Annotated in this window: 16 protein-coding genes; all 16 read right to left on the bottom strand. The window is 53.3% G+C overall.

Annotated elements, in window-relative coordinates:
* Positions 1 to 221: 221 nt before the first annotated feature.
* Entirely contained in the window at positions 222 to 875 is a 654-nt protein-coding gene (locus ABE456_RS11455; protein ID WP_346644007.1) for an HAD family hydrolase, read from the bottom strand.
* Entirely contained in the window at positions 872 to 1,558 is a 687-nt protein-coding gene (locus tag ABE456_RS11450; RefSeq protein WP_346644006.1) for an acylneuraminate cytidylyltransferase family protein, read from the bottom strand. The genes ABE456_RS11455 and ABE456_RS11450 overlap by 4 nt, the downstream gene beginning before the upstream one ends.
* A complete protein-coding gene (locus ABE456_RS11445; RefSeq protein WP_346644005.1) occupies positions 1,555 to 3,180 on the bottom strand; it encodes an aldolase catalytic domain-containing protein in 1,626 nt (541 codons plus the stop codon). The genes ABE456_RS11450 and ABE456_RS11445 overlap by 4 nt, the downstream gene beginning before the upstream one ends.
* Positions 3,177 to 5,027 (bottom strand): hypothetical protein, encoded by a 1,851-nt coding sequence (locus tag ABE456_RS11440; protein ID WP_346644004.1) that lies wholly within the window; start codon positions 5,025 to 5,027, stop codon positions 3,177 to 3,179. Before ABE456_RS11440 ends, ABE456_RS11445 begins: the two co-directional genes overlap by 4 nt.
* Positions 5,028 to 5,080: 53 nt before the next feature.
* Positions 5,081 to 6,202 carry a hypothetical protein gene (locus ABE456_RS11435; RefSeq protein ID WP_346644003.1) on the bottom strand — a complete coding sequence of 374 codons (1,122 nt, stop codon included), beginning with the start codon at positions 6,200 to 6,202 and terminating at the stop codon, positions 5,081 to 5,083.
* A 182-nt stretch (positions 6,203 to 6,384) separates the two neighbouring features.
* Positions 6,385 to 6,843, bottom strand: a complete 459-nt coding sequence (locus ABE456_RS11430) for a hypothetical protein (RefSeq protein WP_346644002.1) — start codon at positions 6,841 to 6,843, stop codon at positions 6,385 to 6,387.
* A gap of 9 nt (positions 6,844 to 6,852) precedes the next feature.
* Positions 6,853 to 7,548: an ABC transporter ATP-binding protein gene (locus ABE456_RS11425; RefSeq protein ID WP_346644001.1), complete on the bottom strand. Its 696-nt coding sequence runs from the start codon at positions 7,546 to 7,548 to the stop codon at positions 6,853 to 6,855.
* Complete coding sequence (locus ABE456_RS11420) at positions 7,545 to 9,005, bottom strand: ABC transporter permease (RefSeq protein WP_346644000.1); 1,461 nt, start codon at positions 9,003 to 9,005, stop codon at positions 7,545 to 7,547. Before ABE456_RS11420 ends, ABE456_RS11425 begins: the two co-directional genes overlap by 4 nt.
* A gap of 61 nt (positions 9,006 to 9,066) precedes the next feature.
* The gene (gene rfbC / locus ABE456_RS11415) at positions 9,067 to 9,624 is read right to left on the bottom strand and encodes a dTDP-4-dehydrorhamnose 3,5-epimerase (protein WP_346643999.1); all 558 of its coding nucleotides are present in this window, start codon (positions 9,622 to 9,624) and stop codon (positions 9,067 to 9,069) included.
* Positions 9,624 to 10,508, bottom strand: coding sequence for a glucose-1-phosphate thymidylyltransferase RfbA (gene rfbA, locus ABE456_RS11410; protein WP_346643998.1), 885 nt, complete (start codon positions 10,506 to 10,508; stop codon positions 9,624 to 9,626). The genes rfbC and rfbA (ABE456_RS11410) overlap by 1 nt, the downstream gene beginning before the upstream one ends.
* Positions 10,508 to 11,407: a dTDP-4-dehydrorhamnose reductase gene (gene rfbD, locus ABE456_RS11405; protein ID WP_346643997.1), complete on the bottom strand. Its 900-nt coding sequence runs from the start codon at positions 11,405 to 11,407 to the stop codon at positions 10,508 to 10,510. The genes rfbA (ABE456_RS11410) and rfbD (ABE456_RS11405) overlap by 1 nt, the downstream gene beginning before the upstream one ends.
* Positions 11,404 to 12,474, bottom strand: coding sequence for a dTDP-glucose 4,6-dehydratase (gene rfbB, locus ABE456_RS11400; RefSeq protein ID WP_346643996.1), 1,071 nt, complete (start codon positions 12,472 to 12,474; stop codon positions 11,404 to 11,406). Before rfbB (ABE456_RS11400) ends, rfbD (ABE456_RS11405) begins: the two co-directional genes overlap by 4 nt.
* Before the next feature lie 4 nt (positions 12,475 to 12,478).
* The gene (locus ABE456_RS11395) at positions 12,479 to 13,477 is read right to left on the bottom strand and encodes a glycosyltransferase family 2 protein (protein WP_346643995.1); all 999 of its coding nucleotides are present in this window, start codon (positions 13,475 to 13,477) and stop codon (positions 12,479 to 12,481) included.
* 719 nt (positions 13,478 to 14,196) lie between these two features.
* The gene (rfbA, locus tag ABE456_RS11390) at positions 14,197 to 15,078 is read right to left on the bottom strand and encodes a glucose-1-phosphate thymidylyltransferase RfbA (RefSeq protein WP_346644009.1); all 882 of its coding nucleotides are present in this window, start codon (positions 15,076 to 15,078) and stop codon (positions 14,197 to 14,199) included.
* 5 nt (positions 15,079 to 15,083) lie between these two features.
* On the bottom strand, positions 15,084 to 15,980 hold the full coding sequence (gene rfbD / locus ABE456_RS11385; protein WP_346643994.1) for a dTDP-4-dehydrorhamnose reductase: 897 nt from the start codon (positions 15,978 to 15,980) through the stop codon (positions 15,084 to 15,086).
* Positions 15,977 to 17,047, bottom strand: a complete 1,071-nt coding sequence (gene rfbB, locus ABE456_RS11380; protein WP_346643993.1) for a dTDP-glucose 4,6-dehydratase — start codon at positions 17,045 to 17,047, stop codon at positions 15,977 to 15,979. The genes rfbD (ABE456_RS11385) and rfbB (ABE456_RS11380) overlap by 4 nt, the downstream gene beginning before the upstream one ends.
* Between the last annotated feature and the right edge of the window lie 54 nt (positions 17,048 to 17,101).

The following is a 17,101-nucleotide window of genomic DNA, read 5'->3' as shown; positions in this document are numbered from 1 at the left end:
GCGAACGCTTCGCGCATGCTGAAGCCTTGCATGGCGTCGCGGTGTTGCTGAAGCGCCTGCCAGGCGGGCAGGGCCGTCACATCATGGGGTGTACGGTAATACGCCATTGCGGGGGTCCTTGATGCATGGTGATGCCTCTAAAACGGCAGACATTGCCAGGCAGCGATAACGCAAATGGATAAGCCATTGCGCCACAGAGTATGCAGCGCACGGTGCCATCTTTACTGAGTGATTAAATCCGACAATGCGGATTTGCAGGTTACCCCAGTATTTGCAAAGTAATCTTGCCAGCCCTTGAACTCCGTCCAGGCAGAAACAAAAACAAAATCGGTCTTGAACACTTCAGAAACCGTATGATCGTAACGACTGTCCCCAATAAAGAGCGCAGGGAATTCAATGTTACCTGCAGCGATTTCCCGGGCGAAAATGGTTTCTTTGGGGTCGGGACTGCCAAAAATCCCACCATCGAAGTAATCAGATATGCCCCGCTCAGAAAACACATGCCTCAATTCGACCTGAGCACCACCAGAGACAATCAGCCATTTGGCATTCGGCGAAGCGCGTCGAAGATCCTCGAGGCCTTCTGCAATTTTACATTGCATCAGGCCGTCCGCAACTTCCTTGCTATAGGCATCAAGCAGGTACTGCATGTCCGACTCGGACGAGCGCACATCCACTATTTCGTTTAAAAAGTATTCAAACTTTTTAAACCTGGATATGCCGCCGTTGGCAGTATGATGCTCGACGAGCGCTTGCGCAGCTGCCTCACCATAGCGCAGCGCCGCCAAGTAGAAGGCGTGAGTTTTTACACGGTTCGAATCGAGGACGACACCATCACAGTCGAATACAACAGTCTTATATTCGCTGAGTTTCATGCTGTCGCCACGCCACTTGCGATCATGGCTTCAGCCAGTGCGAAATCATCAGGCCAGTCTATGTCAAAACCTTCGAGTTGGCTTGTAACATGCAAAAGTGGATTGACTCCGATACGGTCATTGTATTGCTGATAACCTGCCCTGCTGAGCATAAAAACAGCACTGTCTACTTCATAGATGGTTTTCAACGTTTGCGTACGGGGCCACTTTTCTACGTTGCGATCGTAATTTAGTGGCTTGCGCTCATCCCATAGAAACCCATGAATCGCTTTCACGGACATCAATGAATCGTAGCCATCCTCAAGCGCCTTAAAGTATGCCTGAATGGCTTTACCATAACTTTCAGAGCCATAAAAAGGCGAAGTTACATGCGTCCACAGAATATGCTCTTTACTGGTAACACTCTCAGCCAAGGCAACCAATTCGTCAGTACTGGTTGCGCTGCTCGACAATGAATCCTCACGCTTGTGAATCTTGAGCTTTGCACAATCAAACGCCGATGCGAAATCGATAATTTCTTCATCATTGGTACTAAGAACAATTTCGTCAATAAGCTCACAATACTTCAATTGATTGAGCTTGACTTCGATGAGCCCAAAATCGAAATCAGAAAATTTCTTTATATTCTTGCGAGGCACACGCTCGCTACCTTTTCTGCAAGGCAAGAAACATGAAACACTCATGGCGTAACTTCCAATTTACCGTAGACACTTGCAGCGGGAACATCATAGCGCGACGGGGTGATAGCCAATATATCGACCGCCCCGACGCTGCGGCGGTAGAGCGCTAGCAATTTATTCATCTCGGCATTTCGAGGATCATCTGCCTGATAGCCATCGAAACCAGCGAGCAAGATACGGCTGGCACCGCCACTAGCAGAAATTGCGAGCGCATAGGCAATCACCAATGCTGTAGGCAGTACACAGAAGCCTTCATGAAACTCAAACTGCCCATCCCTTACTTCGATACCGAAGTCTAGAAGCTCTTTACCTTCTAGAGCTTGACGCACCTCTTGCGGAAGCATCCCAGCAGGAGTGATCAGGGGCTGTGGCAATGTTGCATGCTGCTCACAGTCAGCGAGCAATCTGAGCGGGTGGCATGCAAGGCGAGCGTCAATTAATTCTGGAGCAATCTTGGCCTGTGTATTAAGTGCCATGACGAACGGCTTATACCCACGAATATAGGCCTCGATCGCGGCTCTATGCTTTTCCACTCCTGGGCCGGTACCCAGCAGTAATACTTCGCGCCCAGCTAGAACCTGCGCTGGCGCCCAGTTGCCTTGCGTAGGGCTCTGATAGAAGAAACGGGCGGAGTTCAATGTGCGCGAGCTGAACTTCTTACCGCCCTCAATACGCAGATGCTCTATAACGGCCAAGACATCTTCTTCACCGTAGCGCGAGTCCCCCAGCATTTCTTGAATATAAGTAGGGTGTATCCCATACTTACCCGCCAGGTAATAGTAAGCATTGGTACCCCACCCGCACTCGTGCTGCAGAGGTCGGAAGTAGCGATTGATAATGCTCATCAGGGGAACAATGTTCGTGCTTTGGCCACAGCGCTCCGATAGTTCGATTACCAAGTACTCTGTTTTCGCGTTGCCTGGACCACGCCCCATACCGGTAACGGTGGCATCCAACCAAGTGACGCCTTCGTCCAAGGCGCGCAGAGTGTTTTGGAGAGCAAAGCCCATATTGTCATGAGTGTGGATACCCAGAGGACCTTTCCAGCGCGAGCGCAACCAACCGACAACTTGTGCAACTTGATCTGGGCTCATGCTACCCATGCTGTCAGCGAAGTACAGCACATCCAATGGCCATTCAGCCGCAGCAGCTGCCAAGGTCTCGATTTCCTGCTGATTACGGTCAGCAATCTGCATGAGGTTGAATCCAACCTGGAAACCACGCTCTTTCAGCCAGGCGGATGCAGGGAGGGACTGTTCGAACTCGTGTACATGGCAGGCGATACGCACCAGCTCCACAGGCGACGTCGCTGCGGACTCCGGGAACAGCCGGCTCAAGACTTCTTCCATCGGCAAGTCACTTGCGAGCAGTTCCACAGCATTAATCATGACTGCGACTGAAAGTGAACCAGGCACTTCAAGGCTGCGAATGTAGTGATCGGTGGTATAAGCACTTGCCCCTTTGAAGCCGGAGTTATTAAGGGAGCGCAACCCAAGCTCGACAACCTTAACCCCTGCAGCAGCCATTGCCTTGAGATAGTCATCAACTACGGCTGCCGGGAAATCCCAAGAATTGTAGTAGCCACCGTCACGAAGCGTACAATCAATTACAGTACACGCACTCACTTTGAAACCCCCTCAATAACTTGTACAAGCTCATCATATACAACCTGCCAGTTAAGGCTGTAACTGATAAAGTCCATTCTCAAATCAGCATCTTCAGGACGATCGACAATATGCTTGGCATCAATGAGCTTGGTTCGTTTGCGAATATGATTAGTTTCCGTAAGCATCTTGGTATTGAGGTGCGCTACACCTGGGCGCCCTGCAAACCTAGCCACATGGAGACCACCTGTAGCGGAGTTCCCCACATACCCGTCAACAAAACTTGCATATTGAATTTTTTTGACGCTATCCGCACCAACAACACTGAACACCGGAATCGAACTATCCAGCCTTTCTCTTATCTGATTTACAACACCACTATCGAGATCAGTTTCGCGCTGATCTCTAGGTAGCGGGTGTACCGGAGAGGTCCATCCATCGAATACAACACCAACCCCCGGATACAAAAGCTTCAGGGAATTCAATATATTGGCAGCAGCATCAACCTGCTCCAGCCATGAGCGCTTCTGGACTGTGATTCCGAACCATATCAGCGGATAGCAGGACATCAATCCAGTCGTAATCGACGGGCTTAGAGACGCCATCGATTTCCTGGCCGACAAGTTAAATTTCCGGTCAAATCGAGTGACGCTTTCGCTTCGCTCATGGTCAAAATGGGCGCCAACATGGAAGTAGAAACCTTTCGCTTTAATCCCGTTAACCCACAACTCTTCAGCTGTCAGAAACAGCTCAGGGACTTTGACCTCAAACAACTGTGAAAACGAACAGAAATCGCCGCCTTTCAAATAAACAATGCTCGGCAGTCGAGCCAAGAGCCGCGCTTCATGAAGGTCACCCACTGCTGGAGCCACATCATAGTAAAAATGATACGGACGCCCGTGAGACGCAATGACCCCAGAGAATGTTCGAATCCCAGAGGAATACTCGCCAACCGCGGAAAAGTTTCTTATTAACCAATAGACAAATTCCCGCACAAGGCCATCAGTCATGTGCAGAGACAAAACAATCATATTCCGCGTAGGGAAATAGATAGCATCTGCAGAGCCTACCCGCTGGAATATGAAAAATGCTTCGCCAGTAGAAGAAATGAATCTCAGTACATTGATATCATTACTCATTACATAGCTTTCATTACAAAAAGCCATGCCATAACCAAATGGATCTGGAACTATCACCGACCCTTTTGACAAGGACGTTTCAACTGCATTAATGCAAAAATCGCTAGAGGACACATACTTCAAGAACGGCAAGGCTCGCATCATTTCTGCTGGTGCCTTGCCAGACACCAAGTCTTTTAAGGTACTGACCTTCACACCCTTGAATACAATATCATCAAGAATGTCGTCGCTAACCTTAGGCAAAATGGCAGCTAAATCTGGCGTGAGCCTTTTTATATCCCTGCATTTAATAAACTCAGACCACAACTGCTGCACACTTGCAGATTTGAACCCACTTGCTGCAGCTTGAATCAGCCGCCATGGATACTCTTCACCATCAACAACGAAGTTAACCTCAATCGGCTGACCCAGGTCTACCTCGACAGCAGCGTTGAATCCGCAGCGCAACTGGGGATGAACACCGATCAAATCGTCGGATACTTTAAGGATGATGCGCAGTACATCACGACGTTCAACGGTCGGGCGAATCTGGTGTTCCACATCACCGTTCCTGACTAGCAGGTAGACATCCGATTCATTTTTACTTTTTACAAACCAGCCAGCGAAAGAGAGCTTCTTACCACCCAACTGCCTAGTGGATGGAGTATCTAGGCATGAATTAGGCAAGACTTTCTTCAAGCTTGACTTGGCTTTATCGAGCACTGAAAGCTCTAAGATATCAGTATTCACTTCTTCCTCCCCAGCTATCCTTAACGAGCATTCAGCACTCGGACTTGCACTTATCAAATCAAGCCGCGGTAAAATGCGGCGCGTTTCCAACCAAAGAGAACATCACCACCAAAGGGGCGAGAGTACATTATCCAGCGGAACTCCCCACGTTGATCAGGTTCAAGGTCCAGAGCAAGGCGCTCGATATCATTAGATATAAACATCCCGCGATAAACGCCGTCTAACTTGATGATAGGCAAGCCAATACGATGAAGGAAAATTCCATTTTGATGGATTTGCGAACCATGCGCAAAGCAACCGATAAAGTTTGAGATAACCTCACCCTTTACAGTAGTTCGAATGTTCTCACCTGCAGAAGAAGAGTTCGTCACCGCCCCGCACACAAATTCAGAAAACCCTGTCAGGGAATCCGCGTAGTGGACCTCGACCTCTGACAAAGAGTCGAAGTCAGCGTTTAGTGCAGAGACACCAGCAATTGAAGCCGGAGAATGCAGAAACTTACTAATTACTTCTTTGCTGACAGAGGAAAATGAGAACCTCGGCCAGTGAGACAAACCAGAGTTACGAGAGAGATGCGCAATATCTTCCAGCACGACATCATCACTATGAAGTAGTGTCGACGCACGCTCGATATCATACAGCGACTTGAAGTTATCAGGCGAACTCACTATACGCTTGAGCGTTTTAGACAACTCCATCTCACCCGTTTTAATCACCACCGGGCGAACATCAGTACATTTATAATTTTTCCAGTACTTTTTGAGCTTGGGATGGTTTAGAACCTCCCCACTCAGGGCAATACAAAAAGACCCTAAATGGTGTTCAATCTCATAATTTTCTGTTGCTCCAAGCGCCTCTACAGTCGAGCCAAACATTTCTTCCAGGAAACGCATATTGTGCTTGCGACTGAAAAACACACTATCATTAACCAGCATCATACGCGGGCATTGTTCAGCCAACCCGCTAGAATAGAGATAGCCAAAGCCGGACTTATAGCTACCAAAATCGCGCCCATAATTGTACTTTTCAATATAGCAATCAACAACATCGCTATACCGGTCTGGATTTTTAACTTTGAGGGTATTTACACACACTACATACAGACCCAATTCCTTCGCCGAGCGGAGAAAATGGACCACATCATCGCGAATAATACCCTTTTGGTACAACGCCATAAGGACTATCTTTTGGCCCTGATAAGCGGACGAATAAAGTACCTTATCAGCTTTACCCAAGCTCTTGAACCAATTTACGCGAGACTGTAGCGATACGTAAGTATATGCCGCCGGATAAACTAGCTGATCAGCGATCCTATGAAAAATACCCACAAAAAACCCTCAACCCGATCTATTGAAAATTACAATTCAACAATAATATTTTTATTTACAGCACACGCCATCACACGGTCTTTTTCCGGTGTTTTAATCGATATTCCGTAGGCACCTGCTGGCAGATTCGACAAGTCGGCTTTTACGATGAAGCCAGACTGCTTGTAGTCTTCATTGTTGAAGGCTTTGGCAACATCAGGACGGTCATAGCGCGTTGCGCCTTCGAAGGTGTATACCTGCCCTTGAGCGTTTTTCAAAGTAACCAGCATTTTTGAAGTGCCCTGTGCAGTTTCGGCGCCAAGCGCCCACCCACGAAGTTCAACAACCTGTGGACGGACTTTAACACCACGCTCTCTGCTCCCCTGCACCACATCAAGCGAGCAGCGATTGGATTTCTCCACTGGCAAAGAGGCCACGGGATTGTCATTACCGCAACCAGCAAGTGTCATGGCGATTACTGCTGGAACCAATACCAACTTCAAGCTCATAAGATTTCCCTAGCGTTTATTTTCAATTAACTCTTTGTAAATTGCCATGACATGCCCAACACTCTCTCCGGTGATGAGCTTGCCACCCTCCAAGATGACACAACGATCGCACAAAGCTGCAATTTGACCTTGAGAGTGCGATACCAATACAACAGTTTGACCTGATGCAATTTTTTGAATCATGGTGCGCTCAGCTTTCTTTTTGAAACTGGCATCACCCACGCTAAGCACTTCATCCACGAGAATTACATCGGGACTCATAATCGTGCTGATCGCAAAACCCAACCGAGAGGCCATGCCTGTCGAGTAGCTTCTCACCGGCTCTTCGAAATAGTCACCAAGCTCAGAATATGCTTTGATTTCCTCTACCCGCTCGACCACCCGCTTTTTGGGATAACCCAGCAGCATGCCGCCAAAAATTGCGTTATCACGGCCAGTGAGATTACTGTCGAAGCCGGCCTGCAGTGCCAATAGCGCCACCGATGCACCATGGTTCAAAACTTGACCCGAATCGGGATTCAAAGCACCTGACAGGACCTTCAATAACGTCGATTTTCCTGCACCATTCCTGCCAAGAATGCCCAGCGTTTCGCCAGCCTTGATATCCAGGTCAATGCCTTTCAAGGGTTCATGGAACCCTCGTTTACCATTTAGTTTGAACCGCACACCTACGTTACGCAGCGAGAGGACTACATCAGACTTCATGCCATGCCCCGTCTTACAAACTTTTTTCGCTGCAGCTTATAAACAACGTAGTTGACAGCACCCAACAAAAAGCTCACTCCAAACACGTAAAGCAGCCCTTGTATTTCAGGAGCGTTACCTTGCAGAATCACTTCGCGATAGGCAGAAATGATAACCGCCAATGGGTTGTACTGAACCCACTCTCCCACCTTCGCGGGCAGGGACTGGTAGTTGTAAATCACCCCTGACAGGATCATCAGCAGGGTTAAGCCCGTCCCTACAATGTTGGCAATATCGCGAACTATTGAAACCAGCGCCGCAAGCAGCATAGCCAGCACGGTGATCAGCAGAAACTGCAACACAACTATCAGAGGGAAATAAATCAGACTTAAACTTAAACTGTCATCATCCGCCACAAAACGCAAAACAAGCAACAGCACCATGGCTGGACACTGCTTGAACGTCGACTGCACAATGCTGACGAGCGGAAAAAAGGCAGGCTGAACGTTACTATTCAGCATCAACGATTGACCGCCCAATATACTGGTCGCACTGGTCGATACCGCTTTGCTAAACCACATCCAAGGTACTAAACCGCAAAGCAGGAACAGCCCATAATTTTCAACCCCTGCATTCAACACCTTGCCGAACAGGAAGTAATAAATAACGAGGTGCAGCAGAGGCTCCAACACCACCCAGGCGTAATTAAGGTGTGTGCGCGACGACTCTGACTTAAGGTTTAAAATCGCCTTGGTTATCACTAATGCAGAAAAGTGCATAAGCGAAGATGATGGGCCTTTTACCTTTCGCACATCATCTTGAACGACAGTCGCCGGCGAGTTTAAAATTTCAGCCCCGTACTGCATCGCTAACCGGTAGCGCCGTGCCAAGACATGCTGCCCTGCCTGCCCATAAGCGTGTGACAGCTTTTGATAGGCATGGGGGTGTGCTGGTTTCAAGACAATTACGGCTTTCCAATACTCGGCAACTTCTTCCCACTGTTCGAGCTTTTCGGAAAATTCCGAGGCTTGAATTAGCGGTTCAATCTGCTCACTGGCCACATTACGAGCAAGCAGGTTATGCGCTTTTGCGGCGGCTACGTCACCGTTTCGCATCGCCAATGCAGCTATACGGCAAAGCAGCTCCCAGCGGTCCCCCAATACAGCACGACCTTGCGCCAGAAATTCCGCTTCAAGTGCCGCGTCATCTTTCAGCTGCGCCCAGTCTGCACTAACTAGCCAAGTCGAGAGGTGCTTATCAAATTGACGACGACTAAACTCTAACAGTTCACCCGCTTGCTGATACAACTCTTGCTTGAAGCAGCAAATAGCGCCTTGCATCCATGGTGTAGGATGGCCCTTATACTGCTCACGGAAGGCCTGCCATAGAGTACCGGCCTCCACCCAGCGCTTTTGCTGCATCAGCGCGTTCGCCAAATCGAATGCTTGCGCGGGTGCGAGATATTCTATCTGAGTCATAAGTTCCAATGCGCAAAACGCAGGGCATTAGCCCTGCGTCTCGTCGATCGCTACCGTGGTTTTATTTACTGTAATTCTCGAACACATCCACTTCGGCCAGCCGCTTGCCAAGCACGTCTTTCGTCGAAAGCTGCGGCTCAAAGTCAATCGGCCATTCAATGCCGATATCCGGGTCGTTCCAGATAATGCAGCGCTCATGCGCCGGGGCATAGAAGTCGGTGGTTTTGTAAAGAAACTCGGCAGTTTCCGACAGCACCACAAAACCGTGGGCGAAGCCTTCCGGCACCCATAGCTGATGCTTGTTTTCCGCCGACAGGTGCGCGCCAACCCATTTACCGAAGGTAGGCGAATTGCGACGGGCATCGACAGCAACGTCGAACACTTCACCCTGCACCACGCGCACCAGTTTGCCCTGTGGCTGTTGCAGTTGGTAGTGCAGCCCACGCAGCACGCCCTTGGCAGAGCGGGAGTGGTTGTCCTGAACAAATTTGACTTCGCGGCCTACCACTTCATCAAAAATCTTCTGATTGAAGCTTTCGAAGAAGAAACCACGATCATCACCGAAAACCCGAGGCTCAAACAAAATGACTTCGGGTATGGCCAAAGGAGTTGCTTTCATCAGTAGATTTTCTCCTGCAGCAAACGTTTCAGGTATTGGCCATAACCGTTCTTGGCCAGTGGAGCAGCCAGTTTTTCCAGCTGTTCCGCTGTAATCCACTGCTGGCGGAAAGCAACTTCTTCAGGGCAGGCAACTTTAAGGCCCTGGCGGTGTTCGATGGTGGCGATGTAGTGGCTGGCCTCGAGCAGCGAGTCGTGGGTGCCGGTGTCGAGCCATGCGTAGCCGCGACCCATGATCTCGACAGACAGGCTGCCCTGCTCCATGTAGATGCGGTTGAGGTCAGTGATCTCCAGTTCACCACGCGGCGAAGGCTGGATACTTTTGGCGATCTCAACCACTTGCTGGTCATAGAAATACAGGCCGGTTACCGCGTAGTTCGACTTCGGCTGCAGCGGCTTCTCTTCCAGGCTGACAGCTTTGCCCTGGTCGTTGAATTCGACCACACCGTAACGCTCGGGGTCGTTGACGTGATAGGCAAACACGGTCGCACCATGGTCACGGTCTGTTGCGCTGAGCAGCAGTTCGTTGAAGTGGTGCCCGTAGAAAATGTTGTCGCCCAACACCAATGCCGACAGATCGTTACCGATGAACTGCTCGCCAATGATGAAGGCTTGGGCCAGACCGTCCGGCGAAGGCTGGACTGCATACTGGATGTTCACCCCCCAACGCGCACCATCCCCAAGCAGCTGCTCAAAGCGCGGGGTGTCTTGCGGGGTGGAGATGATCAAGATGTCGCGAATACCCGCCAGCATCAGCGTAGTCAGCGGGTAGTAGATCATCGGCTTGTCGTATACCGGCAACAGCTGTTTGGAAATCGACAGCGTTGCAGGGTGAAGACGGGTGCCGGACCCACCGGCCAAAATAATCCCTTTACGTTTATTCATCATTGCTTCTCTATGATTTCTGTCAGCATCCGTGCCACACCGTATTCCCAGGACGGGAGATTCAGCTTGAAGGCGTTTTGCAGTTTTTCGGTATTCAGCCGGGAGTTGCCCGGGCGCTTGGCCGGGGTTGGGTAGGCATCCGTGGCAAGTGCATTGACTGCCTCAGCCGAAACCTTCAGCTCCACGCCAGCGGCAGCAGCCTGGCTGATGACATAGCGCGCGTAACCGCACCATGTGGTTTCACCGCCCGCTGCCAGGTGGTAGATACCATCCAGCTTCGGGTTGTGCCGCGCAGCCGGAATAGCATGCGCCGTCACGTCGGCGATCAGCTCGGCCCCTGTAGGTGCACCAAACTGGTCATCGATCACGCCCAAGGTGTCGCGCTCACGCGCCAGGCGCAGCATGGTTTTCGCGAAGTTGTTGCCGCGGGCTGCGTACACCCAACAAGTGCGGAAGACCAGGTGGCGACAGCCCGATGCCTGAATCGCCTGCTCCCCAGCCAGCTTGCTGACGCCGTATACGTTCAGCGGGCCGACACCATCAGTCTCGCGCCAGGCCTGCGTACCGTCGCCAGGGAACACGTAGTCGGTGGAGTAATGCACCAGCAGCGCACCACTGCTTGCCGCAGCCTCAGCCATTACCGCTACAGCCTCGGCGTTGACCAGGTGTGCCTGGCTCGGCTCGGATTCGGCCTTGTCTACTGCGGTGTAGGCGGCGGCATTGACGATAACGTCGGGGGTGTAACGCGCCAGCGTGTCCTTGAGCCCTTCGAGGTTGACCAGGTCACCGCAGAAATCAACGCTACGCGAATCCAGGGCAAGTACCTCGCCCAAGGGGGCGAGGCTGCGCTGCAGCTCCCAGCCCACTTGGCCATTCTTGCCCAGCAGTAGAATTTTCATGCGTTGCGCTCGGCGTAGTTCTTCTCTACCCAGTCACGGTAATTGCCGGACAGCACACTTTCGACCCAAGGCTGGTTATCCAGGTACCACTGAACGGTCTTGCGAATACCGGTTTCAAAGGTCTCGGCTGGCTTCCAACCCAGCTCGCGCTCCAGCTTGCGAGCATCAATGGCATAACGGCGGTCGTGGCCAGGGCGGTCGGTGACGTAGGTGATCTGGTCGCTGTAGAGCTTGCCGTCGGCACGTGGACGGAACTCGTCCAGCAAACCGCACACACGGTTTACGATTTCCAGATTCGGCTTTTCATTCCAGCCACCAACGTTGTAAACCTCGCCCACGGTACCTGCTTCGAGCACGCGGCGAATGGCGCTGCAGTGGTCTTTGACGTACAGCCAGTCACGAATTTGCTGGCCGTCGCCATACACCGGCAGCGCCTTGCCAGCCAGGGCATTGACGATCATCAGCGGGATCAACTTCTCAGGGAAGTGATACGGGCCGTAGTTGTTCGAGCAGTTGGTGGTCAGTACCGGCAGGCCATAAGTATGGTGGTAGGCGCGTACCAAGTGGTCGCTGGCGGCCTTGCTCGCGGAGTACGGGCTGTTCGGCTCGTACTGGTGCGTTTCCGTGAAAGCTGGCGCATCGCCAGCAAGCGAACCGTACACTTCATCGGTGGATACGTGAAGGAAGCGGAACTTTTGCTGCTCATCAGCTTCCAACCCATTCCAGTAGGCGCGAACGGCCTCTAGCAAACGGAAGGTGCCCACGATGTTGGTCTGGATGAAGTCTTCCGGGCCATGAATCGAGCGATCAACATGCGACTCTGCAGCAAAATTGATAATGGCGCGCGGGCGATGCTCCGCAAGCAGCTTACCTACCAGCTGGTTGTCAGCGATGTCGCCGTGCACGAACACATGCTGCGGGTTACCTTCCAGGGTGGAGAGGTTCTCCAGGTTCCCGGCATAGGTCAGCTTGTCCAGGTTGATGACGATTTCACCCGACTGGCCAACCCAGTCAAGTACGAAGTTGGCGCCGATGAAACCGGCACCACCAGTTACCAGAATTGTCATTTGATCAGATCTTTTTCAGTATTATCGCGAGCAGCAACCCGAGGTTGCCAAGGAGGGTCTGACGATGCAGGCCTGCTTTGATCACTTTGTAGACGCGAACAGGCAGGCTTCGTTTTCGGGCTGTCTTGAACAGCTTCAGGGTTTTGCGGTGGTCCTTGCTCAACCGGTGGCTCATGCTGTCCAAGGCGCGGATGTTCTGGGCATTCCATTCATAGAAACGCCCCTGGAACACCATCACCAAGCGCCGCAGGCGGGCACACCAGTCCGAATTGCTGCCAATGACATTGTCGGCGTGCTGCCGGTAATAAACCCGGGGTTTAGGGTCGTATCGAACGATGCCAGATGCACCCGTGACCAGCTGATAGCACCACCAATCGTGGGAAGGCACAGTCAGCTCAGCGCCGGCTTCCATGATCAAGGCTCGCGCCGCCTTGTTGAAGACCATGGTGTTGCCCCCACTGATGCTCTGCACCAAGGCATTCTTGAAGTGAGGAGGCGAGGCAAAATGTGGCGAAAAGCCGCGATGGATACCCTCGTCGCAAATAAGCAGGGTGCGGCCGCAATAGAGTGCAGGCTGGTCGGCAGGCAAGCTCGCAAGCCAGTCCACTGCTACCTGAAGCTTGCTTGGGCACCAAACGTCATCTTGGTCTGACCAGGCAAAATAGTCCGCGTCGATGTCCGACCTGCAGGTTAACGACAGGAAATTCCGTACATAACCAGCTCGCGGGCCGTTCACCAGCTTTATGCGGTGCTCGCCCCACGCGTCCACGTACCCCTTGATTACGTCGAGCGTACCGTCCTGCGAGTCGTCATCCGACACATGCAGCACCCAGTTTCGATAGGTTTGCTGCTCGAAGGAGTCCAGCTGCTGAGACAGGAAATTTGCACCGTTATAGGTGCACATGAGGATAGCCACACGCGCAAGCTCAGGAATGCTTAATTCCTGTGAAAATAGGAGCTTGGCTGGCGTTTGGACGCCTGGGGGTTGAGTGAGCACCGCCACGCTTGTCTTCCCTGAAATGACAACTGCTTGCGCAGAAAACCCTAATTAATTTTGAGTGCCATCAAAAAGCCATTGCACAAAATCGCGGGGAAGGATAGCACATTCGCACTAGTTTCTAAATATCTCGTGAAATTCTTGTCATACGGATAAATTTTTCTTTAAAAAGCAGGAACCAACACCGCATTTATCGTCATAAAAATTACGACGAATGGAATCTAGACCGAATTCAGACCACAAAGATATTCATCCCCACAGGATGGAGTTCACACAGCAAATACAGTGCCACACGCCGTGACGCGCTGGACTCCAACGGTGGTCTACTGCGCTACTCAAAAAGCGACTCCCCGCACCAATTGCCATCGGTTCGTGTTAATAGGGTTGGTAGTTGCCTGGAAGCGGCCAATGCCGCAGATGGGTACCCGAACCGTTTGCCGGATGCCGTCTTACCACTTGGCAGTGGCCATTTCTCGTGGTTTTCCGTCATCTTGCGAGCCACACCCGGGGACCGGACACGGAGCGGTGGGAACAGGTTGACCTGTTCGGCATGAGCTTTTAGCGGGAGGCCCTGGGCCGCGCAGCATGGCCCTGCAGGGCTGTTGCCGTATGCGCCGTACAAGCGGCAGCGTGGGCATTTGAAGCGAATGTACCCTTACGTAAAGCGTCTGGGTTACCTGAGGGCAGTTTCCTGCCCCCCCGAAGGACCAAGGCAGATGTGTCTTTCAATAAACCTTATCTTGCAGCAGCCCCTTCAAATACTGCCCATACCCATTCTTGGCCAACGGCTCAGCCAGCTTCAACAGCTGCTCCGCCCCAATCCACCCCTGCCTGAACGCCACTTCTTCCGGACAAGCTACCTTCAACCCCTGCCGCCGCTCAATGGTCGCGATATACCCGCTAGCCTCCAGCAGCGAGTCATGGGTGCCGGTATCCAGCCAGGCATACCCACGCCCCATGATCTCCACCGACAGCCGGCTCTGCTCCAGGTACACCCGGTTCAAATCGGTAATTTCCAGCTCGCCACGGGCAGACGGCTTGATACCCTTGGCTATCTCGACCACGTCCTTGTCGTAGAAGTACAACCCAGTCACGGCGTAGTGAGACTTGGGTTTGGCCGGCTTCTCTTCCAGGCTTATGGCCTTGCCCTTGCCATCGAACTCCACCACACCATAACGCTCGGGGTCCTGCACATGGTATGCGAACACGCTGGCGCCCTCGCCGCGCCCCATGGCATTGCGCAGTAACTGCTGGAAGTCATGGCCGTAGTAGATGTTGTCGCCCAGCACCAGCGCGGACAAGTCGTTGCCGATGAAGTCCTCGCCAATCAAAAACGCCTGGGCAAGGCCATCCGGGGAGGCCTGCACGGCGTAGGTGATATTGATACCCCAGCGGTGGCCATCACCCAGCAATTGCTCGAAACGCGGGGTGTCTTGCGGGGTGGAGATGATCAGGATGTCTTGAATGCCCGCCAGCATCAGGGTAGTCAGCGGGTAGTAGATCATCGGTTTGTCATACACTGGCAGCAGCTGCTTGGAAATTGCCAGGGTCGCCGGGTGCAGGCGAGTACCCGACCCGCCCGCCAGAATGATGCCTTTACGCTTCATAGTGGTCATTTCTCGTGTATTTCCGTGAGCATACGAGCCACACCCAGGCGCCAGTCTGGCAAGGTCAGGGCAAAGGCTTTCTGCAGTTTATGGGTGTCAAGACGCGAGTTGGCCGGCCGCTTGGCCGGGGTCGGGTAGGCATCGGTGGTCAACGGGTTGACCTGTTCGGCAAGAGCTTTCAATGGTACGTCCAGAGCAGCCGCTTGCTCCAACACGTAACGGGCGTAGCCACACCAGGTGGTTTCACCGGCGGCGGCCAGGTGGTACAGGCCACTCAGGGCCGGGTTGCAGCGGGTGGCAGTGATGGTGTGGGCGGTGATGTCGGCAATCAGCTCAGCACCGGTCGGGGCGCCATGCTGGTCGCCGATCACGCCCAGGCTGTCGCGCTCCGCGGCCAGGCGCAGCATGGTCTTGGCGAAGTTGTTGCCGCGTGCGGCATACACCCAGCAGGTGCGGAAGATCAGGTGCTGGCAACCAGCGGCCTGGATGGCTTGCTCGCCGGCCAGTTTGCTTGCGCCATAGGCATTCAGCGGGCCGACGGTGTCGTCCTCACGCCAAGCCTGAGTGCCCTGCCCCGGGAATACGTAGTCGGTGGAGTAATGCACCAACAGTGCCCCGCAGTCTGCGGCGGCGCGGGCCAGCACGCCGACGGCTTCGGCGTTTATCTTGAACGCTTGCTCGCGATCGCTTTCAGCCTTGTCCACGGCGGTATACGCGGCGGCGTTGACGATTACATCGGGACCATAGGCCCGCACGGTTTCGGCCAGACCTTCCAGGTTGGAAAGGTCGCCACAATGCGCTTGGCTGCGGGAGTTCAGCGCCAGCACCTGGCCCAACGGGGCCAGGCTGCGTTGCAGCTCCCAGCCTACCTGGCCGTCCTTGCCCAGAAGCAGAATCTTCATGCCGAGCGCCCTGAGTAGTTCTTCTCTACCCAATCTCGGTAGCTACCGGACTGTACGTTCTGTACCCACTCCTGGTTGTCGAGGTACCAGGCCACGGTTTTGCGAATGCCTGTCTCGAAGGTTTCGGCCGGTTTCCAGCCCAGCTCGCGCTCCAGCTTGCGGGCGTCGATGGCGTAGCGGCGGTCATGGCCGGGGCGGTCGGTCACGTAGGTGATCTGTTCGGCGTAAGGCTTGCCGTCGGCGCGGGGGCGCAGCTCGTCCAGCAGCGCACAAACGCGGTTGACGATTTCCAGGTTGGGCTTTTCGTTCCAGCCGCCGACGTTGTAAACCTCACCGGTTTTACCAGCTTCCAGCACACGGCGGATGGCGCTGCAGTGGTCCTTGACGTACAGCCAATCGCGAATCTGCTGGCCGTCGCCGTACACCGGCAGTGACTTGCCGGCCAGGGCATTGACGATCATCAGCGGAATGAGCTTTTCCGGGAAGTGGTACGGGCCGTAGTTGTTCGAACAGTTGGTGGTCAGCACCGGCAGGCCGTAGGTGTGGTGGTACGAGCGCACCAGGTGATCGCTGGCCGCCTTGCTGGCCGAGTACGGGCTGTTGGGCTGGTACTGGTGGGTTTCGGTGAAGGCCGGCTCGTCGGCGGCCAACGAACCGTAAACTTCGTCGGTGGACACGTGCAGGAAGCGGAACGCCTGGCGCGCCTGGTCATCTAGGCCACCCCAGTGGGCGCGCACCGCCTCCAGCAGGCGGAAGGTGCCTACGATGTTGGTTTCGATGAAGTCTTCCGGGCCGTGAATGGAGCGGTCGACGTGTGACTCGGCAGCAAAATTGACGATGGCGCGCGGCTGGTGCTCTTTCAGCAGGCGGGCTACCAGTTCGGAGTCGCCGATATCGCTATGCACGAAGATATGGCGCGTGTCACCCTGCAGGCTGCTCAGGGTTTGCAGGTTGCCTGCGTAGGTGAGCTTGTCGAGGTTGACCACGGGCTCGTTGGAGCCTACCAGCCAGTCCAGAACGAAATTAGCGCCAATGAAGCCTGCGCCGCCGGTTACCAGAATAGTCATTTAAGTTTGCTTCCGCTGTCATGGACTTCTTGTCCGGCCTCTGAATATTAGCCG

Source organism: Pseudomonas sp. TWI929, from assembly GCF_039673335.1.
Lineage (GTDB): Bacteria > Pseudomonadota > Gammaproteobacteria > Pseudomonadales > Pseudomonadaceae > Aquipseudomonas.
Note: the sequence above shows the minus strand (reverse complement) of the source record. Positions and strands in the feature narration are given on the sequence as shown.